23 protein-coding genes and 1 pseudogene are annotated in these 22,064 nt (G+C 71.1%); 6 read left to right on the top strand and 18 right to left on the bottom strand.

Annotated features, from left to right (window positions below):
* Positions 1-18: 18 nt before the first annotated feature.
* From ACLZOT_RS14690 to ACLZOT_RS14675, 4 genes and pseudogenes are all read left to right on the top strand, one after another.
* Positions 19-538: pseudogene (locus ACLZOT_RS14690) on the top strand (hypothetical protein).
* Positions 535-681, top strand: coding sequence for a hypothetical protein (locus ACLZOT_RS14685; RefSeq protein WP_416969301.1), 147 nt, complete (start codon positions 535-537; stop codon positions 679-681). Before ACLZOT_RS14690 ends, ACLZOT_RS14685 begins: the two are co-directional and overlap by 4 nt.
* Before the next feature lie 67 nt (positions 682-748).
* A complete protein-coding gene (locus ACLZOT_RS14680; protein WP_416969300.1) occupies positions 749-1,102 on the top strand; it encodes a hypothetical protein in 354 nt (117 codons plus the stop codon).
* A gap of 23 nt (positions 1,103-1,125) precedes the next feature.
* Positions 1,126-1,326, top strand: coding sequence for a hypothetical protein (locus ACLZOT_RS14675; protein ID WP_416969299.1), 201 nt, complete (start codon positions 1,126-1,128; stop codon positions 1,324-1,326).
* A gap of 8 nt (positions 1,327-1,334) precedes the next feature.
* On the opposite strand, the gene hisS is transcribed toward ACLZOT_RS14675, so the two are convergent.
* Together hisS and ACLZOT_RS14665 are read right to left on the bottom strand one after the other, a co-directional pair.
* Complete coding sequence (hisS, locus tag ACLZOT_RS14670) at positions 1,335-2,597, bottom strand: histidine--tRNA ligase (protein ID WP_416969298.1); 1,263 nt, start codon at positions 2,595-2,597, stop codon at positions 1,335-1,337.
* Between the two features lie 7 nt (positions 2,598-2,604).
* Positions 2,605-3,312, bottom strand: a complete 708-nt coding sequence (locus tag ACLZOT_RS14665; protein ID WP_416969297.1) for an MBL fold metallo-hydrolase — start codon at positions 3,310-3,312, stop codon at positions 2,605-2,607.
* A 159-nt stretch (positions 3,313-3,471) separates the two neighbouring features.
* On the opposite strand from ACLZOT_RS14665, the gene ACLZOT_RS14660 reads away from it, so the two are divergent.
* Entirely contained in the window at positions 3,472-4,299 is an 828-nt protein-coding gene (locus ACLZOT_RS14660) for a peptidylprolyl isomerase (RefSeq protein WP_416969296.1), read from the top strand.
* Positions 4,300-4,445: 146 nt separating this feature from the next.
* Positions 4,446-5,675, top strand: coding sequence for a DUF349 domain-containing protein (locus tag ACLZOT_RS14655; protein WP_416969295.1), 1,230 nt, complete (start codon positions 4,446-4,448; stop codon positions 5,673-5,675).
* A gap of 57 nt (positions 5,676-5,732) precedes the next feature.
* Here ACLZOT_RS14655 and ACLZOT_RS14650 read toward each other — a convergent pair whose 3' ends face one another.
* The 16 genes from ACLZOT_RS14650 to pgsA all read right to left on the bottom strand — a co-directional run bounded on the left by ACLZOT_RS14650 (position 5,733) and on the right by pgsA (position 21,964).
* Positions 5,733-8,297, bottom strand: a complete 2,565-nt coding sequence (locus ACLZOT_RS14650) for a RelA/SpoT family protein (protein WP_416969294.1) — start codon at positions 8,295-8,297, stop codon at positions 5,733-5,735.
* Positions 8,298-8,543: 246 nt separating this feature from the next.
* Positions 8,544-9,083 (bottom strand): adenine phosphoribosyltransferase, encoded by a 540-nt coding sequence (locus tag ACLZOT_RS14645; protein WP_416969293.1) that lies wholly within the window; start codon positions 9,081-9,083, stop codon positions 8,544-8,546.
* Positions 9,080-10,192: a protein translocase subunit SecF gene (gene secF / locus ACLZOT_RS14640; RefSeq protein ID WP_416969292.1), complete on the bottom strand. Its 1,113-nt coding sequence runs from the start codon at positions 10,190-10,192 to the stop codon at positions 9,080-9,082. The genes ACLZOT_RS14645 and secF overlap by 4 nt, the downstream gene beginning before the upstream one ends.
* A gap of 1 nt (position 10,193) precedes the next feature.
* A complete protein-coding gene (gene secD / locus ACLZOT_RS14635; protein ID WP_416969291.1) occupies positions 10,194-11,978 on the bottom strand; it encodes a protein translocase subunit SecD in 1,785 nt (594 codons plus the stop codon).
* Between the two features lie 137 nt (positions 11,979-12,115).
* Positions 12,116-12,610, bottom strand: a complete 495-nt coding sequence (gene yajC / locus ACLZOT_RS14630) for a preprotein translocase subunit YajC (RefSeq protein WP_416969290.1) — start codon at positions 12,608-12,610, stop codon at positions 12,116-12,118.
* Between the two features lie 224 nt (positions 12,611-12,834).
* Positions 12,835-13,893 (bottom strand): Holliday junction branch migration DNA helicase RuvB, encoded by a 1,059-nt coding sequence (gene ruvB / locus ACLZOT_RS14625; protein WP_416969289.1) that lies wholly within the window; start codon positions 13,891-13,893, stop codon positions 12,835-12,837.
* A gap of 93 nt (positions 13,894-13,986) precedes the next feature.
* On the bottom strand, positions 13,987-14,592 hold the full coding sequence (gene ruvA / locus ACLZOT_RS14620; RefSeq protein WP_416969288.1) for a Holliday junction branch migration protein RuvA: 606 nt from the start codon (positions 14,590-14,592) through the stop codon (positions 13,987-13,989).
* Positions 14,589-15,119: a crossover junction endodeoxyribonuclease RuvC gene (gene ruvC / locus ACLZOT_RS14615; protein ID WP_416969287.1), complete on the bottom strand. Its 531-nt coding sequence runs from the start codon at positions 15,117-15,119 to the stop codon at positions 14,589-14,591. Before ruvC ends, ruvA begins: the two co-directional genes overlap by 4 nt.
* 206 nt (positions 15,120-15,325) lie before the next feature.
* Complete coding sequence (locus ACLZOT_RS14610) at positions 15,326-16,078, bottom strand: YebC/PmpR family DNA-binding transcriptional regulator (RefSeq protein ID WP_416969286.1); 753 nt, start codon at positions 16,076-16,078, stop codon at positions 15,326-15,328.
* A gap of 47 nt (positions 16,079-16,125) precedes the next feature.
* The gene (gene pdxT, locus ACLZOT_RS14605) at positions 16,126-16,731 is read right to left on the bottom strand and encodes a pyridoxal 5'-phosphate synthase glutaminase subunit PdxT (protein ID WP_416969285.1); all 606 of its coding nucleotides are present in this window, start codon (positions 16,729-16,731) and stop codon (positions 16,126-16,128) included.
* 6 nt (positions 16,732-16,737) lie between these two features.
* Complete coding sequence (gene pdxS, locus ACLZOT_RS14600; RefSeq protein ID WP_355882061.1) at positions 16,738-17,643, bottom strand: pyridoxal 5'-phosphate synthase lyase subunit PdxS; 906 nt, start codon at positions 17,641-17,643, stop codon at positions 16,738-16,740.
* A 113-nt stretch (positions 17,644-17,756) separates the two neighbouring features.
* Positions 17,757-18,026 carry a DUF6210 family protein gene (locus ACLZOT_RS14595; RefSeq protein WP_416969284.1) on the bottom strand — a complete coding sequence of 90 codons (270 nt, stop codon included), beginning with the start codon at positions 18,024-18,026 and terminating at the stop codon, positions 17,757-17,759.
* Complete coding sequence (locus ACLZOT_RS14590) at positions 18,023-18,568, bottom strand: hypothetical protein (RefSeq protein ID WP_416969283.1); 546 nt, start codon at positions 18,566-18,568, stop codon at positions 18,023-18,025. The genes ACLZOT_RS14595 and ACLZOT_RS14590 overlap by 4 nt, the downstream gene beginning before the upstream one ends.
* A gap of 395 nt (positions 18,569-18,963) precedes the next feature.
* A complete protein-coding gene (locus ACLZOT_RS14585; RefSeq protein WP_416969282.1) occupies positions 18,964-20,337 on the bottom strand; it encodes a glycosyltransferase family 4 protein in 1,374 nt (457 codons plus the stop codon).
* Complete coding sequence (locus tag ACLZOT_RS14580) at positions 20,334-21,242, bottom strand: phosphatidylinositol mannoside acyltransferase (RefSeq protein ID WP_416969281.1); 909 nt, start codon at positions 21,240-21,242, stop codon at positions 20,334-20,336. The genes ACLZOT_RS14585 and ACLZOT_RS14580 overlap by 4 nt, the downstream gene beginning before the upstream one ends.
* On the bottom strand, positions 21,239-21,964 hold the full coding sequence (pgsA, locus tag ACLZOT_RS14575; protein ID WP_416969433.1) for a phosphatidylinositol phosphate synthase: 726 nt from the start codon (positions 21,962-21,964) through the stop codon (positions 21,239-21,241). Before pgsA ends, ACLZOT_RS14580 begins: the two co-directional genes overlap by 4 nt.
* Positions 21,965-22,064 lie beyond the last annotated feature (100 nt).

Below are 22,064 nucleotides of genomic sequence, written 5' to 3'. Positions count from 1 at the left end.
CGGGCAAAAGGGTGCGCGATGACCGCCGCGCGGCTGCCTCGCACGTGGTCGCTCGGACTGAGCCGGGGCGCTCTGGAACTGCGGCAGTTCTTCCGCCAGCGCGAGCAGGTGGTGTTCCTGTTCCTGTTCGCGTCGATCTTGCAGGACGACGTGGAGGGCGCCGGCATCACCGCCTCCCAGCTCTACGTCCCCGCTGGTGCTGGTCACGGGGGCGCTGGAGACGGCCGTCCTGCTGGCGGTCGGGACGACGCTGTACAGGGTCGACCTGCCGGCGTCGGCGACCCGGTGGTTCGACTTCGCGTGGATCTTCGTGCTCGGTCTCACCGCGTGCGCGCTGCTCGGGATCAGCGCGCTGTTCCCGCTGAAGTGGATGTGCCAGGGGCTGCGCGGGGTGTTCCTGCCGGACTCGGCGCGCGTCGTGGAGCAGACCGGCGACTGGGAGTTCGGCCGGGTGGCCCTGGTCCTGGCGGCGTGGTGCGTCGGAGGACTGGTGCTGTATCTGCTGACCTTCCGGTGGAAGAGCCGGCGCAACGGATGAGCGAGCGGCCCGGAGCAGACGTCCGGGACGGCCCGTTCCGGCTGTGGGACGTGTACTTCGCGCTGGTGTGGCTGATCACCCTGGTGTCGGCCCTCGCCGCGGACCGCCCCGGATGGCAGGGCACTGCCGTTCCTCGCGCGTGAGCCGGCGGGGTGGATCCTGCTGTGGCGCCCCGAGCGGCAGCAGCCGGTCGTCAACTCCCTGTCGACGGTGGTGAGTCCGCTGTTCTCGGTGACCTTCGGGAGCTGGATCATGCGGATCATCGAGCAGAGCGCGGGCCGGGCGGAGCTGATCGTCGAGCTGGACGCCGATCCGGCGGGGGCCCGCCGGGTGCGAGGCCGTCGTCCTGTGCGCCTGTCAGGAGGCGCGACCAACTCGCGCCGCCATGCGGGGAGTTCGGCACGGGCACGGGTGCGGCCGGTCTACCGGGACGCCTTCCTCACGCTCTCCGTCCGCGAAGGTCTGCGCGCGAGGCTCAGTACGGAGTCGCCTCGATCCAGCGGATCACCCGTGCGGCCTCCCCTGCCGGGTCGTCGTCCTCACCGCGTACGAGACCGGCCGTGACATCCTCCGCGCGGTGGAGGCGGGTGCCGCCAGTTACCCCTCAAGGACGTGCCCCGCGCCGCCCCACCAGCCCGCACCTCTCCGAGCGTGAGAAGTCCGTCCTGCGCCTGGTCGCCGAGGGCTGCACCGACGCGGAGATCGGCCGACGGCCCGCGCGGCGGTGGCCGCACACCGACAGGACGGCGGCGGTCACCGGCGCCCTGCGCGCGGGCCCTCTGGCCTGAGCCCGGCCTCAGGCCAGCCGGGACTTCAGCTCCGGCACGATCTGGTCCACGGCGATCGCCGTCTGCTCCCCGGACTCCATGTCCTTGAGCTGGACGACGCCCTCCGCGAGGTCCCGCTCCCCCGCGACCAGCGTGTAGCGGGCGCCGGAGCGGTTGGCGTTCTTCATGGCGCCCTTGAGGCCCTTGCCGCCGTAGGCGAAGTCGGCGGCGACGCCGGCCTTGCGCAACTCGGTGACCTTGGCGAACAGGACGCGGCGGGCCTCCTCGCCGAGCGGGACGGCGTAGACCGAGGTCGCCGCCGGGAGGTCGAGGGTGATGCCCTCCGCCTCCAGGGCGAGGACCGTGCGGTCGACGCCGAGGGCCCAGCCGATGGACGGGAGCGCGGGGCCGCCGATCATCTCGGAGAGTCCGTCGTAGCGTCCGCCGCCGCCGACCGCCGACTGGGAGCCGAGGCCGTCGTGGACGAACTCGAAGGTCGTGCGCGTGTAGTAGTCGAGGCCGCGGACCAGCTTGGGGTCGTCCTCGAAGGCGACGCCCTCGGCGGTCAGCAGGGCGCGGACCTCCTCGTGGTACGCCTTGCAGGCGTCGCACAGGTAGTCCTGCAGGAGCGGGGCGTCCGTGAGCTGCTTCTGCACGTCGGGCCGCTTGTCGTCGAGGACGCGCAGCGGGTTGATGTCGGCGCGGCGCAGGGTCTCCTCGTCGAGGTCGAGGCCGCGCAGGAACGTCTGGAGGGCCTCGCGGTAGACGGGGCGGCACTCCTTGTCGCCCAGGGAGTTCAGCAGGATGCGGAACTCGCGCAGGCCCAGCGAACGGTACGCCTGGTCGGCCAGGATGATCAGCTCGGCGTCGAGGGCGGGGTCCTCCGCGCCGATCGCCTCGGCGCCGATCTGCGAGAAGTGGCGGTAACGGCCCTTCTGGGGGCGCTCGTAGCGGTAGTACGAGCCGGAGTACCAGAGCTTGACGGGCAGGTTGCCCAGCTTGTGCAGGTTGCCTTCGAGCGCGGCGCGCAGGGTGGACGCGGTGCCCTCGGGGCGCAGCGCGAGCCTGTCGCCGCCCTTGGTCTCGAAGGCGTACATCTCCTTGGTGACGATGTCGGTGGACTCGCCGACGCCGCGCGCGAAGAGCTCGACGTTCTCGAAGCCGGGGGTCTCGGCGTAGCCGTACCCGGAGGCGCGCAGGGGCGCGGAGAGGGCGTCGCGGACCGCGAGGTAGGTCGCGGAGTCCGGCGGCAGCAGGTCGTACGTGCCCTTGGGGGCCTGGAAGGTACTCAACGGAAAGTCACATTCCTCGTCGGGGGGCGCCGGGCGCTCCCTGGCCGTCGGCCACCTGCCTCAGGTAGGCGTTGGTGGCGCGTTCGCGGCCGATGGTGGTCTGGGGGCCGTGTCCGGAGAGGACCACGGTGGAGTCGTCGAGCGGCAGGCACACGCGCGCCAGGGAGGCGAGCATGGCGTCCATGGAGCCGCCGGGCAGGTCGGTGCGTCCGATGGAGCCGGCGAAGAGCAGGTCCCCGGAGAAGAACACCGACGGGATGTCGGCGGCCTCGGGGAGCCTGAACGTCACCGACCCCTCCGTATGGCCCGGTGCGTGCGCGACGGTGAGTTCCAGACCTGCCAGCTCCAGCCGCGCCCCGTCGGTGAGTTCGCGGACGTCGTCCGGCTCCCCGATGGTCAGCTCGCCCAGCAGCGGCATCCCGATGGACCGGCCGAGGGCCTTCTCGGGGTCGCTCATCATGTAGCGGTCGTCGGGGTGGATCCAGGCGGGCACGTCGTGCGCGCCGCAGACCGGGACGACGGAGGCCACGTGGTCGAGATGGCCATGGGTGAGGACGACGGCGACGGGCTTGAGCCGATGCTTGGCGAGTGTCTCCTCGACGCCGGGGGCCGCCTGGTGGCCCGGGTCGATGATCACGCACTCCTCACCGGCGGCCGGGGCGACGAGATAGCAGTTCGTCCCCCAGGCTCCGGCGGGGAACCCGGCAATGAGCACGGTCGTCCTCTGTTTGTGTCGATACGGGGGGCTTGCGCACGGCGCGGCCCACGTCAGAGCCTACCGGCGCTGCCGTTTCCTCAGCGAACCCATATACGGTACGGGGCACACGCAGCGCGAACCGGCGTACGAGACACGAAGCCCTCAAGGAGAAGACCGGTGGTCACCCAGGAACAGCGGAAGCGGCAGCTCGCGCGGGAGAAGTTCTTGCGGCAGCAGCAACGGCGCACCGCCGCCCGGCGCAAGGCCCGGATGCGCAACTCGGTGATCGCGTCGGTGCTCGGTGTGGTCGTCATCGGCGGCAGCGCCCTCTACGCGACGGGCGCGTTCAAGGACGACGACTCCAAGAAGTCGGACGACGTCGCCGCCTCCCCGTCGGCGCAGCCGAGCAAGGGCCCGGACCCGTGCGGGAAGCCGGCGGCGGGGTCGATCAAGACGGAGACGTGGAAGACCGAGCCGAAGCTCGCGATCGACAAGTCCGCGAAGTACACGATGAAGCTGGACACGACCTGCGGCGAGATCGACATCGCCCTGAAGGCGTCGGCGGCCCCGCAGACCGTCAACTCCTTCGACTTCCTGGCCGGCAAGGGCTACTTCGACCACACCAAGTGCCACCGGCTCACCACCGAGGGCATCTACGTCCTGCAGTGCGGCGACCCGACCGGACAGGGCTCCGGCGGACCGGGGTACACGATCCCGGACGAGAACCTGAAGGACGCCTCGCTGAAGAACAACATCTACCCGGCGGGCACGGTCGCGATGGCGAACACCGGCCAGGCGCACACCGGTGGCAGTCAGTTCTTCCTCGTCTACCAGGACTCCCAGCTGCCGCCGCAGTACACGCCGTTCGGGACGGTGTCGGCCGACGGGATGAAGGTCCTGAAGAAGATCGCCGCCGCGGGCGCGCAGGCCGCCGACCCGGCGACCGGCAACACCGCCCCCAACGCGACGGTCGTGATCGACAAGGCGACGGTCGCGAAGTCCTGACGAATCCGGGGCGGCTGCCAGCGGAATTTCGGTCGCGCTGGATGCGGACAGGCACACTGCCGGTCGCCTATGTTGGCCAAGACGAAACTGTGGACGATGCCCGGGGGCCGGAGTGCCTCGCGCAGGCATCATGTGGAGGAGGCGCTGTGAGCAGCGACCCGTGGGGCCGCGTCGACGAGACGGGGACCGTGTACGTGCGTACGGCCGACGGCGAGCAGGTCGTCGGTTCCTGGCAGGCCGGCTCTCCCGAGGAGGCGTTGGCCTACTTCGAGCGCAAGTACGAGGGCCTGGTGGTCGAGATCGGCCTCCTGGAGAAGCGCGTGCGCACCACCGACCTGTCGGCCAAGGACGCGCAGGTGGCGATCGACCACCTGCGCGAGCAGGTCGACGCGCATCACGCGGTCGGTGACCTGGCGTCGCTGAAGGAGCGGCTGGACGCCCTGGTGTCCTCGGTCGAGTCGCGGCGTGAGGAGCGCAAGCAGCAGCGCGCCAAGCAGTCCGAGGAGGCCCGCAAGGCCAAGGAGGACCTGGTCACGGAGGCGGAGCAGCTCGCGCAGTCCGACCAGTGGCGGGCGGCCGGTGAGCGCCTGCGGGCGCTGGTCGACACCTGGAAGGGCCTGCCGCGTCTGGACCGCAAGTCGGACGACGAACTGTGGCACCGCTTCTCGCACGCCCGCTCGGCGTTCTCCAAGCGGCGCAAGGCGCACTTCGCGCAGCTCGACGCGCAGCGCGAGGACGCCCGCCGGATCAAGGAGCGGCTGGTCGCGGAGGCCGAGTCGCTGTCGAAGTCCCAGGACTGGGGTCCGACGGCGGCCCGCTACCGCGAGCTGATGTCGGACTGGAAGGCCGCGGGCCGAGCCCAGCGCGAGCACGAGGACGACCTGTGGAACCGCTTCCGCGGCGCCCAGGACGTGTTCTTCGCGGCGCGCAGCGGGGTCTTCGCGGAGCGGGACGCCGAGCAGACGGAGAACCTGAAGCTGAAGGAGGAGCTGGCCGAGGAGGCCGAGAAGCTCCTGCCGATCGGCGACCTGAAGTCGGCGCGCGCGGCGTTCCGGGCGATCAACGAGCGCTGGGAGGCCATCGGCCACGTCCCGCGCGACGCCCGCCCGAAGGTCGAGGGCCGGATGCACACGGTCGAGCGCGCCCTGCAGGACGCCGAGGAGACCGAGTGGCGCCGCACCAACCCGGAGGCCCGTGCCCGCGCGGCCGGTCTCACGGGCCAGCTCCAGGCGGCCGTCGACAAGCTGCGTACGCAGATCGACACGGCCCGCGCGCAGGGCAACGCGTCCCGCGCGGACAAGCTGGAGCGTGAGCTGGAGGGCCGCCAGGCGCTGCTGGACCAGGCGCTGAAGGGGCTCCAGGAGTTCGGCGGCTGAGCAGCCGTACACGAGAAGGGGCCGGGCTTTCGAAGCCCGGCCCCTTCTCGTCGCCGTCTACGGCCGTCGCGCCGATGTCACCCGGTACACGTCGTACACGCCCTCCACGCCCCGTACCGCCTTCAGGACGTGCCCGAGGTGTTTCGGGTCGCCCATCTCGAAGGTGAAGCGGGAGGTGGCGACGCGGTCGCGGGAGGTCTGGACGGCCGCGGAGAGGATGTTGACGTGCTGGTCGGACAGGACGCGCGTGACGTCCGACAGGAGCCGGGAGCGGTCGAGTGCCTCGACCTGGATGGCGACCAGGAAGACCGAGGACTGGGTGGGCGCCCACTCGACGTCGAGGATGCGCTCGGGCTCGCGGGAGAGCGACTCCACGTTGACGCAGTCGCTGCGGTGAACCGATACGCCACTGCCCCGGGTGACGAACCCGATGATCGGGTCGCCGGGCACGGGCGTGCAGCAGCGGGCCAGCTTGACCCACACGTCGTCGACGCCCTTGACGACCACGCCGGGGTCGTTGTTGCTGCGCCGCTTACGGCCCCGGGTGCGGGACGGCGGGACCGCCTCGTCGATCTCCTCGGTGGCCGCCTCCTCCCCGCCGAGCGCCTGGACGAGTTTCTGGACGACGCCCTGGGCCGCGACATGGCCCTCGCCGATCGCGGCGTACAGGGACGAGATGTCGGGGTAGCGCATCTCGTGCGCCAGGGTGACCAGGGAGTCGCCGGTCAGGATGCGCTGGATCGGCAGGTTCTGCTTGCGCATCGCGCGGGCGATGGAGTCCTTGCCCTGCTCGATCGCCTCGTCGCGGCGCTCCTTGGAGAACCAGGCGCGGATCTTGTTGCGGGCGCGCGGTGACTTGACGAAGCCGAGCCAGTCGCGGGAGGGTCCGGCGCCGGCCGCCTTCGAGGTGAAGACCTCGACGAGGTCGCCGTTGTCGAGGGTGGACTCCAGCGGGACGAGGCGGCCGTTGACCCTCGCCCCTATCGTGCGGTGGCCGACCTCGGTGTGGACGGCGTACGCGAAGTCCACGGGGGTGGCGCCCGCCGGGAGCGCTATGACGTCGCCCTTGGGGGTGAAGACGAAGACCTCGTTGCGGGACAGGTCGAAGCGCAGGGACTCCAGGAACTCGCTGGGGTCCTCGGTCTCCTTCTGCCAGTCGAGGAGCTGTCTGAGCCACGCCATGTCGTTGATGGCGTCCTTGTTGCCGGCCGACTTGGGGGCGTCGGTGCGGACCTTGGAGGCGCCGGCGACGGCCTCCTGCTTGTACTTCCAGTGCGCGGCGATGCCGTACTCGGCGCGGCGGTGCATGTCGAACGTGCGGATCTGGAGTTCGACGGGCTTGCCGTTGGGGCCGATGACCGTCGTGTGCAGCGACTGGTACATGTTGAACTTGGGCATCGCGATGTAGTCCTTGAACCGGCCGGGGACCGGGTTCCATCGCGCGTGGACGGTACCGAGGGCGGCGTAGCAGTCGCGGACCGTGTCGACGAGGACGCGGATGCCCACCAGGTCGTAGATCTCCGCGAAGTCGCGGCCTCGTACGATCATCTTCTGGTAGACGGAGTAGTAGTGCTTGGGGCGGCCCGTGACCGTCGCCTTGATGCGGGCCGCGCGCAGGTCCGACTGGACCTCGTCGGTCACTATGGCGAGGTACTCGTCGCGCTTGGGGGCGCGCTCGGCGACCAGGCGGACGATCTCGTCGTACATCTTGGGGTAGAGGATCGCGAAGGCGAGGTCCTCCAGCTCCCACTTGATGGTGTTCATGCCCAGGCGGTGGGCGAGCGGCGCGTAGATCTCCAGGGTCTCGCGCGCCTTCTTCTCCTGCTTCTCGCGCTTGAGGTAGCGCATCGTGCGCATGTTGTGCAGGCGGTCGGCGAGCTTGATGACCAGGACGCGCGGGTCCTTGGCCATCGCGACGACCATCTTGCGGACGGTCTCGGCCTGGGCGGCCTCGCCGAACTTGACCTTGTCGAGCTTGGTGACGCCGTCGACGAGGAGGGCGACGACGTCGCCGAAGTCGCGGCGCAGGTCGTCGAGGCCGTACTCGGTGTCCTCGACCGTGTCGTGCAGGAGGCCCGCCATCAGGGTGGCCGGATCCATGCCCAGTTCGGCGAGGATCGTCGTCACCGCGAGGGGGTGCGTGATGTACGGGTCGCCGCTCTTGCGCTTCTGGCCGCGGTGCCAGCGCTCGGCGACCTGGTAGGCCCGCTCGATCTGGCGCAGCGTCGCCGTCTCGATCTTCGGGTCGTTGCTGCGGACTATCCGCAGGAGCGGTTCCAGGACCGGGTTGTACGGGTTCGCGCGCTGCACGCCGAGGCGGGCCAGGCGGGCGCGGACACGGTTCGAGGAGCCGCCGGTGCGGGAGGGCTGCGCGGCCGAGGCGGGGCGGGCGGCGGAGGCCGGTGCGGGGCCGGACGCGGGGGTCGGGGCGGGCGCGGACGCCGGGCCCTCGGGCGGGGCCGGCTTGGGGCGCGGCTGCTCGGTCTGGCGGTCGGCGGGCGCGGTGCGGTCGTGCTCCACCGGGCCGGCGGTGCCGTTCTGGCCACGCGCTGCGGGCCGCGCCGCCGGTCCCGAACCACTCTCGGGCTTGGCGGCGGTCAGGTGCTGGGCCTCGTCTGGCAAGAGGACTCCTCGTGCGCGATCCGGGTCCCCGGTCAGGCTCCGGAGCCCCCATCGTAGCGATCCCACGCTCCGGCATCGCCTCCAGCCGCCTGGGGAAGCCGCGCACGGGAGGAACACGAGGGGTGGACAGGGGATTCCCGGCAGGCGTACGCGGGGGAACGCGGGCGGGGAACGGTTTCGGCCATCCGCGTGCGGAAGGCGGGCGCCGGGAGGTTCCCGGGCCCGCCTTCCGTGTACGGCTGGTGCTCAGACCGTGAGCAGCGACTCCACCGGAGCGCCGTCCAAGGCCGCCTCCAGGCGGGGGCGGCCGTTCAGGAACGTCAGCTCCATCAGGATCGCCACGCCGGAGACCTGGGCGCCGGCACGGTGGATCAGCTGGATCGCCGCCTCCGCGGTGCCGCCGGTCGCGAGGACGTCGTCCACGATGAGGACGCGGTCCTCGGGGGTGAGGTCCTCCGCGTGGATCTCGATCTCCGCCGAGCCGTACTCCAGGTCGTAGGACTGGGAGAGGGTGGCGCCGGGGAGCTTGCCGGCCTTGCGGACCGGGATGAAGCCGAGGCCCGCGCGGACGGAGACGGGGGCGCCGAGGATGAAGCCGCGCGCTTCGAGGCCGACGATCTTCGTCGCCCCGGTGCGCTCGGCGATCTCCGCGAACGCGTCGGTGAGCGCCGTGAACGCCGCCGGGTCCGCGAGCAGCGGCGTGATGTCCTTGAACATCACCCCGGGCTCGGGGTAGTCCGCGACATCGCGGATACGGCTGAGCAGCAGCTCCTTGATGTCGGTCACCGGCGCTTCCCCGAGGGACGGCCGCGGCCCCGGCCGCGGGAGGCGGGCTGGTTGCGCGGACCCACGACGGCCGCGGCGGAGTCGTCGTCGTACTCTTCGGCCCCCTCCGTCTGCGGCTCCGGGTGCGTCTGCGCCTCGGTGGCGGCCTGCGAGCGCTTCGCGAGGACCCGCTTGCGCAGGGCCTTGATCTGCGGCTCGCGCTCCTTGAGGTCGGCGACCAGCGGGGTGGCGATGAAGATCGACGAGTACGCGCCGGCCGCGAGGCCGACGAACAGCGACAGGGAGATGTCGTTGAGCGTGCCCGCGCCGAGGAAGCCACCGCCGATGAACAGCAGCCCGGCGACCGGCAGCAGGGCCACGACGGTCGTGTTGACCGAGCGGACCAGCGTGCCGTTGATGGAGTGGTTCGCGATGTCGCTGTACGTCGACTTGGTCTGCTTGGTGATGTCCTTCGTCTGCTCCTTGAGCGAGTCGAAGACGACGACCGTGTCGTACAGCGAGTACCCGAGGATCGTCAGCAGACCGATGACCGTACCCGGCGTGACCTCGAAGCCGACGAGGGCGTAGATGCCGACGGTGATCGTGATGTCGTGGATCAGCGCGACGAGGGCCGCGATGGCCATCCGCCACTCGAAGGCGATCGCCAGGTAGATCACGACGAGGACCATGAAGATCGCGAGGCCCTGCCACGCCTTGTTGGCGATCTGGTCGCCCCAGCTCGGGCCGACGAGGTCGGCGGCGATCTTCTCCGTGTCGACCTTGAAGTCCGCGGCCAGCTTGTTCTTGATCTGGTCGGACTGCTGGGTGTCCATGCCGGCGATCTGGATGCGCAGCGAGCCGTTGCCGAGCTTCTGCACGACCGCGTCGTGGCCGGAGGCTTCCTTCGCGTACTCCTCCGCCTGCGAGACGGAGACGCTGGTCTTCGGGGTGGTGAAGACCGCGCCGCCCTGGAAGTCGATGCCCATGTTCAGGCCGCGCACCGCGAGGCCGACGATCGCCAGGATGGTGATCAGGATCGAGACGCCGTACCAGATCTTGCGGTGGCCGATGAAGTCGTAGGAGATCTCACCGCGGTGCAGCCGGGCGCCGATGTTCCCGAGTTTCGACATCTCACGCCTCCTTCGGGTCTACGGGGCCGGCGAGCGGGCCGGAGGGACGGCGGGTGCGGCGCAGCGGCGGGTGGGCGCCCAGGCCCTTCGGGTCGAGGCCGGACCACTTGTGGCCGCCGCCGTAGAACTTGGTGCGCGCGACGAGCGTCATCAGCGGCTTGGTGAAGAAGAACACCACGACGACGTCGAGGACCGTGGTCAGACCGAGGGTGAACGCGAAGCCCTGGACCTTGCCGACGGTGACGACGAACAGGACCGCGGCGGCGAGGAACGACACGAAGTCGGAGACCAGGATCGTACGCCGCGCGCGCGGCCAGGCGCGCTCGACGGCGGGCCGCAGCGAACGGCCCTCGCGGACCTCGTCCCGGATGCGCTCGAAGTACACGATGAACGAGTCGGCGGTGATACCGATGGCGACGATCGCGCCGCAGACGGCCGGCAGGTTCAGCGCGAACCCGATCGCCGGGCCGAGCAGCGACATCAGCAGGTACGTCAGCGCCGCGGAGCACAGCAGCGAGGCGAGCGCGATGAGCGACAGGCCGCGGTAGAAGGCGACCAGGTAGAGCACGACCAGCAGCAGACCGATCGCGCCGGCCAGCAGACCGGCGTGCAGCTGCTCACCGCCGAGCGCGGCGGTCACCGTCGTCACGCTCTGCTCCTTGAAGGAGAGCGGGAGCGCGCCGTACGACAGCATGTTCGCGAGGCCCTGGGCCTCTTCCTGCGTGAAGGAGCCGGAGATCTGCGCCTGGCCGCCGGTGATCGCGGACTGGACGTAGGGGCTGGAGACGACCTCGCCGTCGAGGACGATGCCGAACTCGTTCTGCGGCTGCTGGTTCTGCGCGAGCTTGCCGGTGATGTCGGCGAACTTCTTGGCGCCTCCGCCGGTGAAGTTCATCGTGACCTGCCAGCCGGCGGCGGTCTGGGTGTCGAAGACCGCGTCGGCCTTCTTCACCTCGGTGCCGTCGACGGCGGCCGGGCCGAGCAGGTACTTGTACCAGACCTTGTTGATCTCGCCGCAGGCCACGATCGAGTCGGCGGGCTTGGTGCCCTCGCCGGCCTTGGCGCGCTGCTCGGGCTTCGAGCAGTCCAGGGCGGCGTACGCGGCCTGGAGCTTGGCGGTGTCACCGGCGGCGTCCGTGCCCGTGGGCGTGGAGGCCGACGGGGCCGGGGAGCCGCTCGCCGAGGCGGACGGCGACGGGGTGCCGTCGGCGCGCAGGGAGTCGGTGAGCGCGCGGCCCTGGGTCGTCGAGGACGCGGACGCCGACGGGGAGGCCGAGGAGCTGGCCTTCTCGCCGGTGGACGCGCTGGGCGAGGGGGACGCCGACGGGCTCGGGCTGCCGCTGGACGACGCCGAGGGGCTCGGGGACGGGCTCGCCGCGGGGCCGGTGGCCTCCTGGGCCAGGACCGGGCGGAAGTACAGCTTGGCGGTCGTACCGACCTGGGCTCGGGCTTCCTCGGAGTTGGTGCCCTTGGGGATGTTGACGATGATGTTGGAGTTGCCCTGGGTCTGCACCTCCGCCTCGGACACGCCCAGACCGTTGACACGGCGGTTCATGATGTCGACCGCGGTGTCCATGTTCGACTTGTTGATCGCCGAACCCTGATCGGCCTTGGCCTCCAGCGTGATGCTCGTGCCACCGGCCAGGTCGATGCCCAGGCGCGGTGTCGTGTCCCCGGTGGCGAACATGCCGCCCGTGAGGCCCACGATGGCGATCAGGATCAGGGCCAGCGAGCGCCCCGGCTTGCCCTGGGCGCTCGCGCTCCTGCCCTTTTTAGGTGCTGCCACCTTCTCGTACTCCCTCTCGGGCCGCCCGCACGCCCTGGTCGGCGTGGAGCGGCTGCCATGACTGGTGTCGGGAATCCCCCGCGAGAAGCGCACACCCCGGGAGGCGCGGGAGCGGCCCGCGCGCCCCGGGGGCGTGACTACTTCTTCGCGTCGGACTCGCCGTCGGTCTTCTTCGGCTCCTCGTCGGTCTCGGTCTCGTCCTTCTTGCCGAGGTCGACGGGCTTGTCGTCAGAGGCGGCGGCAGCGTCGGAAGGCTCGTCGGCGTCGGCGGTCGCGTCGGTCGCGGCCGTCTCGGTGAGGGAGGAGGCGTCGTCCGGAACGATGTCGGAGTCGGACTTCAGGTCGGCTTCGATGCCGTGGACGATGCGGTTGTACTCCTCGTCCGTCAGCACCGCGCCGATGGCGTTCTTCGCGAAGAGCAGTTCCACGCCCGGGCCGGCGTCCAGGAGGACCGTGTCCTCGTTGGACTCCTTGACCGTCGCGTACATCCCCCCGATCGTGCGGACGCCGCTGCCGGGCTGCATCTGGTTCCGCATGTCGGCCGCTTGCTGCTGCTTCTTCTTCGCCGACCGGGTCATCAGGAACATGGCCCCGATGAGCACGACGAACGGGAGGAGGGTCACGAGACTCACGGGTTCGGAACTTCCTTCACATGACCGCGTTTGCGGAGCGGCCTGATGGATGGGGATTCTGGGATGCTGCCGACAAGGGCGGCATCGGCGGAGTCTAAGCGAGTCCGCCTACGGGGAACAACGTTCAGCATGGCACCTGGGTTCCTTACCCGGCCAATACCTCCACTGGTGACCGGGCCGTGTCTTTGCTGTGATGTGGCGGCGCGGGGGCCCGGTCGGGGGTGTCATGCCCCGAACAGGTCCTGCTGGCCCGCTCCCTGGGCCTGGCGGGGCGGGGTCAGGCCCAGGTGGGACCAGGCGGCGGGGGTCGCGACCCGGCCCCTGGGGGTGCGGGCGAGCAGGCCCTCGCGGACCAGGAACGGTTCGGCGACCTCCTCCACCGTCTCCCGCTCCTCCCCCACCGCGACCGCCAGCGTCGACAGGCCGACCGGGCCGCCGCCGAAGAGTTTCAGCAGGGCCTCCAGGACCGCGCGGTCGAGGCGGTCGAGGCCCCGGTCGTCCACCTCGTACACCTTCAGGGCCGCCGCCGCGATGTCCCGCTTGATCACGCCGTCCGCCTTGACCTGCGCGTAGTCGCGGACCCGGCGCAGGAGGCGGTTGGCGATACGGGGCGTGCCCCGGGAGCGGCCGGCGATCTCGGCGGCGCCGGCCGGGTCGATCTCCACGTCCAGGAGGTCGGCCGAGCGGTGCACGACCCGCTGGAGTTCGGCCGGTTCGTAGAACTCCATGTGCGCGGTGAAGCCGAAGCGGTCCCTCAGCGGGGGCGGGAGCAGGCCGGCCCTCGTCGTCGCGCCGACCAGGGTGAACGGCGGGAGTTCCAGGGGGATCGCCGTCGCGCCGGGGCCCTTGCCGACGATCACGTCGACCCGGAAGTCCTCCATCGCCATGTACAGCATCTCCTCCGCCGGCCTCGACATGCGGTGGATCTCGTCGAGGAAGAGGACCTCGCCCTCCTGGAGCGAGGAGAGGATCGCGGCGAGGTCGCCGGCGTGCTGGATCGCTGGGCCGCTCGTGATGCGGATCGGGGCGGCCATCTCCGCGGCGATGATCATCGAGAGGGTGGTCTTGCCGAGGCCGGGTGCGCCGGAGAGGAGGACGTGGTCGGCGGTCGCGCCGCGCGCTCGCGCTGCCCTGAGCACCAGGTCGAGCTGTTCCCTGACCTTTTCCTGGCCGATGAACTCGCCCAGGTCCTTGGGGCGGAGGGCGGCTTCGACCGCTTGGTCCTCGCGGTCCGCTGACGCGGCGACGAGGCGGTCTTCGTCGGTCGTTTCGTCCCAGTTCATTTGGTGCGCCTCAGGGGTTGGGGGTTGTCGTGTCGTGGCGGGTGCGGGTCGTATGTGGTTGCTCGCGCAGTTCCCCGCGCCCCTGAAAGAACCTCACCTGGCCCTGTTCAGGGATTGCAGTGCCAGCTTCAGTAGCTGTCCTACCTGCGGCGTGCCCTCCGTCGCCTCCGCCTGTGGTGTCACCGCCGCCACCGCCTCGTCCGCCTCCCTCGTCGCGTAGCCCAATCCCAAGAGCGCCGCGTGGAGTTGGTCCCGCCAGCCCTGCGAAACCGGTGCTCCGATCGCCGGGGAGCCGACCGGTTCGCCCAGTCTGTCCTTCAGTTCGATCAGCAGCTTCTGCGCGCCCTTCTTGCCGATGCCGGGTACGGAGATCAGGGCCTTCTCGTCCCCTGTCGCCACCGCCCTGCGCAGCGCGTCGGGTGTGTGGACGGCCAGCATCGCCTGCGCCAGCCTCGGGCCCACGCCGCTCGCGGTCTGGAGGAGTTCGAACACCTGGCGTTCGTCGTCGTCGGCGAAGCCGTACAGGGTCAGGGAGTCCTCGCGGACGACGAGGGACGTCGCGAGCTTGGCGGCCTGGCCGATGCGCAGGGCCGCGAGGGTGTTCGGCGCGCACTGGACGGCCATGCCGACGCCGCCGACCTCGACCACGGCCGCGTCGGGGGCGAGGGCGGCGACTGTGCCGCTGACGTAGGCGATCATGTCGTACGGCCTTTCGAGGCGTGCAGGGCGACGGCCTGCTGGAGTCGGTTCTGCGCGGGTGCGCGCCAGATGTGGCAGATGGCGAGGGCGAGGGCGTCGGCGGCGTCGGCGGGTTTCGGGGGTGCGTCGAGGCGCAGGAGGCGGGTGACCATCGCGCCGACCTGGGCCTTGTCCGCGCGTCCGCTGCCGGTGACGGCGGCCTTGACCTCGCTGGGCGTGTGCAGGGCGACGGGGATGCCCCGGCGGGCGGCGCAGAGCATCGCGACGGCGCTGGCCTGGGCGGTGCCCATCACCGTACGGACGTTGTGCTGGCTGAACACGCGCTCCACGGCGACGCATTGGGGCCGGTGCTCGTCGAGCCACTGCTCGATGCCCTGCTCGATGGCGAGGAGCCGGTGGCTGAGCTCGGCGTCAGCAGGGGTGCGGACGACACCGACGCCGACCATGGTCAACGGCCGCCCGGCGACGCCCTCGACGACACCGACACCGCACCGAGTCAGTCCGGGGTCGACCCCAAGTACCCGCACCAACCGCTCCCTCCCCTTTTTGCGGCTGAACCGCCGCCGCTCTCCCGGACCTGGTTGAGCACCGCCGTGGTTCCTCAATCGATGGTTGCGGTCCGTGGACGGTGATCCATGAATGACGCCAGGCTAGCCGCTGCCACTGACAACGACGGCGGGCCGGTGGGACGTGTCCCATCCGGCCCGTCGGAACGGCTCAGCTAGCGGCAGCGTTACGCGTCGACCGCCGCCATGACGTCGTCGCTCACGTCGAAGTTCGCGAAGACGTTCTGCACGTCGTCGCTGTCCTCCAGCGCGTCGATCAGCTTGAAGATCTTGCGGGCGCCGTCCTCGTCCAGTTCGACCTGCATGGTCGGGACGAAGTTGGCCTCGGCGGAGTCGTAGTCGATGCCGGCGTCCTGGAGGGCGGTGCGGACGGCGACCAGGTCGGTGGCCTCGCTGAGGACCTCGAAGGACTCGCCGAGGTCGTTGACCTCTTCCGCGCCCGCGTCCAGAACGGCGCCCAGGACATCGTCCTCGGACAGCTCGGCCTTGGGGACGACGATGACGCCCTTGCGGTTGAAGAGGTACGACACCGAGCCGGGGTCCGCCATGGAGCCGCCGTTGCGGGTCATCGCGACGCGGACGTCGGAGGCGGCGCGGTTGCGGTTGTCGGTGAGGCACTCGATGAGCACCGCGACGCCGTTGGGGCCGTAACCCTCGTACATGATCGTCTCGTAGTCGGCGCCACCCGCTTCGAGGCCGGCGCCGCGCTTGACCGCGGAGTCGATGTTCTTGTTGGGGACCGAGCTCTTCTTGGCCTTCTGGATGGCGTCGAAGAGCGTCGGGTTGCCGGACGGGTCAGCGCCGCCGGTACGGGCCGCGACCTCGATGTTCTTGATCATCTTCGCGAAGAGCTTGCCGCGCTTGGCGTCGATCACGGCCTTCTTGTGCTTCGTCGTAGCCCATTTAGAGTGGCCGGACATCTGCCTGTCTCCTTCGCGTAACCCATCTACCTACCGACGCAGAGATCCTACAAGGACTCCGTCGCCCGGTTCGCGCGGACCATGTCGACAAAGAGCGCGTGCACGCGGTGGTCGCCGGTCAGCTCCGGATGGAACGACGTGGCGAGCGCGTTGCCCTGGCGCACGGCGACGATATGACCGTCGTACTCGGCGAGGACCTCCACGCGCGCGCCCACGGACTCGACCCAGGGTGCGCGGATGAAGACGCCGTCCACGGGGGCGCCGTCGACGCCCCGCACGGCGACCGCGGCCTCGAAGGACTCGTTCTGGCGGCCGAAGGCGTTGCGGCGGACGATCATGTCGATGCCGCCGACCGTCTCCTGGCCCGAACGCGGGTCGAGGATCTTGTCGGCGAGGAGGATCAGGCCCGCGCAGGTGCCGTAGACCGGCATCCCCGCGCGTACGCGCGCGCGGAGGGGGTCCAGCATGCCGAACAGGACGGCCAGCTTCGAGATCGTGGTGGACTCGCCGCCGGGCAGGACCAGGCCGTCGACCTCCGCGAGCTCCTCGGGGCGGCGGACCGGGCGGGCCACGGCGTCGGCCGCGGCCAGGGCGACGAGGTGTTCGCGTACGTCGCCCTGGAGCGCGAGCACTCCGATCACGGGAGTGGTCATCGGTGCTTACCAGCCGCGGTTGGCGTAGCGCTCGGCCTCGGGGAGGGTGTCGCAGTTGATGCCGACCATGGCCTCGCCGAGGTTGCGGGACGCGTCCGCGATGATCTTCGGGTCGTCGTAGAAGGTGGTCGCCTTCACGATCGCGGCGGCGCGCTTGGCGGGGTCGCCGGACTTGAAGATGCCGGAGCCGACGAAGACGCCCTCGGCGCCGAGCTGGCGCATGAGCGCGGCGTCGGCGGGGGTGGCCACGCCGCCCGCCGAGAACAGGACGACGGGGAGCTTGCCGAGCTCGGCGACCTCCTTGACCAGCTCGTACGGGGCGCGCAGGTCCTTCGCGGCGGCGTACAGCTCGTTGTTGTCGTAGCCGCGCAGGCGGGCGATCTCGTTCTTGATCTGGCGCAGGTGGCGGACCGCCTCGACGACGTTGCCGGTGCCGGCCTCGCCCTTCGAGCGGATCATCGCGGCGCCCTCGGCGATGCGGCGCAGGGCCTCGCCGAGGTTGGTGGCGCCGCAGACGAAGGGGGTCGTGAACGCGAACTTGTCGGAGTGGTTGACCTCGTCCGCCGGGGTCAGCACCTCGGACTCGTCGATGTAGTCCACGCCGAGGGACTGGAGCACCTGGGCCTCGACGAAGTGCCCGATCCGGGACTTCGCCATCACCGGGATCGACACGGCCTCGATGATGCCCTCGATCATGTCCGGATCCGACATGCGGGCCACGCCGCCGTCCTTGCGGATGTCCGCCGGGACCCGCTCCAGCGCCATGACGGCGACGGCGCCCGCGTCCTCCGCGATCTTCGCCTGCTCCGGCGTCACGACGTCCATGATCACGCCGCCCTTGAGCTGCTCGGCCATCCCGCGCTTCACGCGCGCGGTGCCGGTCTCGGGGGCCTGGTTCTCGCTGCTGGACACGGTGCGACCTCGCTGAAGTGAAAGGGGGTTCCTGGAGGGGGGTACTTCCGAGGAAACGCCCGCGGAGCAGTCCACAGCAAGGGCCAATGGTGAGGCCGTGGATCTTTTCGGGTTCAGTCGGAGTTCTCCCGTGCGAGGACGCCGGGGCCGTCGGGGGTGAGGACGGGGATCCATGCCTCGGCGGTGGGCGGACCGAAGGGATCCCTCAGCGTGCTGTCGGCATCCGGGACGAACAGGGGGATCAGGTAGCCCTCCTGCTCGTACGGCACGCATGCGTGGCCGCCGCCCTGCACCTCGTAGACCACCCCGGTCGGCGCCGCGACGATCACGCACAGCCGGCCGGTGCCGGAGCCCTCCGGGGCCAGGGTGATCCGTCGGGTCACCGTTCCGCCAGTGCCGCCGGGGGTTCGTCGTCCATCTCGAAGGCCATCGGGAACGCGGCGTGACCCGCGAGGTGGAACCAGCGGACCTTGCGGTGCTCGCGCAGGCGGCGGGCCGCGCCGACGGCGTCGTTGTGGAAGCGGCGGGCCATCGGGACGCGGCGGACGGCCTCCGTGAGTTCGTGGGCCGCCGCCTCGCCGCCGGGGGCCTCCTTGATCTCGTCGACCTGGTGGTGGTCCGCGAAGACGGCCCTCAGCGCCTGGCTCAGCTCGCTCTCCGCGACCTCCCGCTGCTCCTCCTCCGCCTGCCTCGCCGCGTGCGCGGCCTCGTACAGCACGATCGACGCGGCCGGGTCCAGCACGCCGGACGTCGCCAGCTCCTGGGTGACCGAGGCGCGGCGCAGCAACTGCGCGTCCAGGGCGGCCCGGGCCGCGTCGATACGGGCGTGCAGACGGTCCAGCCGCCCCGCCGTCCAGCTCAGATAGAGGCCGATCGCGACGAGGACGACCAGGGTCCAGATCAGGGTTGCGGTCACGGGCGGCAAGGGTAGCGGGGTGCGGGGGCGGGGGTTCCGGTGGGAGGGACGGCGACACGGTGAGGCGCCGTACGTCGGACGGGGGCGGCCCAGTGACGTACGCGGCGGAGGCTCCGTACGGAACACGCCCCGCGGGCGTCCCCGGCGCCGAGCCGATCCGCCTCGGCCGGAGCGCGGGGCCCCACCTCAGCCGAAGCCGATCGAACCGCCCCGCCTCCATCCGAGCCGACTCCGCCGGAGGCAGAACCGGCCGAGCCACTCCCACCTCAACCGAACCCGACAGAGCCGCCCCCATCTCAGCCAAGGCCAGTCCAGCCAGCCCACGTCTCGGCCGGAGCCGACAGGACCGCCCCGCCTCAGCCAGCGCCCTCCCCCGAACCGCGCCCCCACTCCCCCGTCGCCCCTCAGTCCCGTGCCAGCCCCAGCCGTGCCCTGATCCCCCCGCCCGTCGACCTCTCGTCCGCCGCGACCGCCGCCGCTCCCGCTGTCACCGTCTCGTACACCGACAGGATGTCCGCCGCGACCACGGACCAGTCGAAGCGGCGGACATGTGCGCTGCCCCGTTCGCGGAGTTCGGCGCGTCTCGCCGGGTCGGCGAGGAGGCGGATCGCCGCCTCCGCGAGCGCGTCCGCGTCCTCGTTGGCGAAGAGCTCCCCCGCCGCGCCCTGGTCCAGGACCTGCGCGAACGCGTCGAGGTCCGAGGCGAGCACCGGCGCCCCCGCCGACATCGCCTCGACGAGGATGATCCCGAAGCTCTCGCCGCCGGTGTTGGGGGCGACGTACAGGTCGATGCTGCGCAGCAGCCGCGCCTTGTCCTCGTCGGAGACCATGCCGAGGAACTCCACGCGCGCCCGCAGGTCGGCGGGGAGCGCGGCGACGGCCTCTTCCTCGTCCCCGCGCCCGGCGATCAGGAGCCGGGCCCCGGGCCGCTCGGCGAAGATCCGCGGGAGGGCCCTGACCAGCACCGGCAGCCCCTTGCGGGGTTCGTCGATACGCCCGATGAACCCGAGGGTCTCGTCCTGCACACGCGCGCCACCTCCGGCCCCTGGCCCACGCGGTGCGCCACTCCCGGCACCGACGACCGAGCCGCGCGACTGCCCGCCCTCGCCCTCGGCCGAACCACCCGGACCGCTTCCCGCCCCCGAACCCCGAACCGCACCCCCCTCAGCAGCCACACGCACCCCGCCCCCGGCGCCCTCCCCCGAACCGCGCCCCCACTCCCCCTGCCACTCGGCCCGAGGCTCGGCGTGGGCGAAGAAGTCGACGTCGACCCCGTTGGGGATCACCACCGCGTCCCCCCCGAGGTGTTCCACCAGCGTCCGCCGCGCGTACTCGCTCACCGCGATCCGTGCGCTGATCTTCTCCAGTGCGGCCTGGAGGATGGAGTACGCGGCGATCATCGCGCGCGAGCGCGGGTTGGAGGTGTGGAAGGTCGCGACCATCGGCCCCTGCGCGGCCCAGCAGGTGAGCAGGCCGAGGGACGGGGACGTCGGTTCGTGGATGTGGACGACGTCGAAGGCGCCGTCGTGGAGCCACCGGCGTACGCGCGCGGCGCTGAGGAAGCCGAAGTTGAGGCGGGCGACGGACCCGTTGTACGGGACGGGGACGGCACGGCCGGCGGAGACGACGTACGGCGGGAGGGGCGTGTCGTCGTCGGCGGGGGCGAGGACGGAGACCTCGTGGCCGAGCCGGATGAAGTACTCGGCGAGGTCGCGGATGTGGAACTGGACGCCGCCCGGCACGTCCCAGGAGTACGGGCAGACGATCCCGATCCTCACGCGGGCCCCCTCGCGGGGTCGAGGTCCGCGAGCCACAGCCGTTGCAGCATGTGCCAGTCCTCCGGATGGTCGGCGATACCGGTGGCGAAGGCATCGGCCAGCGCCTGTGCCATGACAGACGTCTTCTCGGCCCGGGTACCTGACGCGGGTACCTCGATCGGGGGATGCACTCGTCCGCGCATGACGGGCGAGTCGTCGTACCAGAGGGTGACCGGCAGCAGCAGCGCGCCGGTCTGCTGGGCGAGCAGGGACGGCCCGGCGGGGATGCGGATCCTGTCGCCGAAGAAGTCGACCTCGACGCCGTTCGCGGACAGGTCGCGCTCGGCGACGAGACAGACGAGCCCCCCGTCGCGCAGGCGCCGCGCGAGGGTTCCGAAGGCGGTGCCGCCGCTGTGCGGGAGGACCTCCATGCCGAGGCCCTGCCGGTAGGCGACGAAACGGTCGTACAGGGTCTCGGGCTTGAGGCGTTCGGCGACCGTCGTGAACGGGGTGTCGAGTTTCGTCGTCACCCACGCGCCCGCGAGGTCCCAGTTCCCCATGTGCGGCAGCGCGAGGACGACGCCCTTGCCGGAGGCGAGCGCGTCGGTGAGGTGGTGGACGTCGATGGGGTCGAAGCCGCCCCGGACGCGTTCCTTGCTCCACGCGGGCAGCCGGAAGGACTCCATCCAGTACCGCAGGTACGACCGCATGCCCGCGCGGGACAGCTCCCTGAGCTGCTCGGGGCTCGCGTCCGGCCGTACGCGCGCGTAGTTGCTCTCCAGCCGCAGCACCCCCTTGCCGCGCCTTTGCCAGGCGAGGTCGGCGATGGTCTGCCCGAGGCGTACGGCGACCGGTTCGGGGAGCTTCTTGACGGCACCCCAGCCGGCGCCGTACAGCGCGTCCGTCAGCCGTTCCTGGACGGTCACCCGGCCGTCTCCTGCTGCGCGGCGGCGGCAGCGGCGGCGTCGGCCTCGGCGGACTCGCGGCGGACCGTGACGACCCGCTGGATCAGCGTGACGAGGCTGCCGACGGCGACGAGCCACAGCGCGACCGGCAGCAGGTACTGGATGCCCGGTACGCCGAACTTGTGGAGCCCGGCGAGCCCGGCGGCGACCAGGGACACCACGAGCCGCTCCGCGCGCTCCACGAGCCCGTTGACGGCCACGGGCAGCCCGATGGACTCGCCGCGGGCCTTCGTGTACGACACGACCTGGCCGCTCGCGAGGCAGAAGATCGCGACGGCGCACAGGATGTTGTCGTCGCCGTTCCCCGCGTACCAGAGCGCGAAACCGCCGAAGATGGCGCCGTCGGCGACCCGGTCGAGCGTGGAGTCCAGGAAGGCGCCCCAGCGGCTGGAGCGGCCGAGCTGGCGGGCCATGTTCCCGTCGACCAGGTCGGAGAACACGAACAGCGTGATGACGATCGTGCCCCAGAAGAACTCGCCCCGGGGGAAGAAGACCAGCGCGCCCGCGATCACACCCGCCGTGCCGATCAGCGTGACCGTGTCGGGGCTGACGCCCCGCCTGATCAGAAACGTGGCGAACGGTGTGAGGACACGCGTGAAGAACGCACGCGCGTACTTGTTCAGCATGGCTTTCCCGACAGTCGTAAGGCGCCGAGGGGCCCTGCTGGCCACCGGCTGGCCCATCGTAGCCACGCGCGCGCTTGTACGACGGTCGGGCACCCGCACCCGTCCCCCGGGCGCGAAGGGTTCGCGTCCGCCGTATGGACGCCCCGTGACGGGAGTG

Origin of the sequence: Streptomyces sp. 4F14 (assembly GCF_048159485.1) — a bacterium.
Taxonomy (GTDB): Bacteria; Actinomycetota; Actinomycetes; order Streptomycetales; family Streptomycetaceae; genus Streptomyces.
Note: the sequence above shows the minus strand (reverse complement) of the source record. Positions and strands in the feature narration are given on the sequence as shown.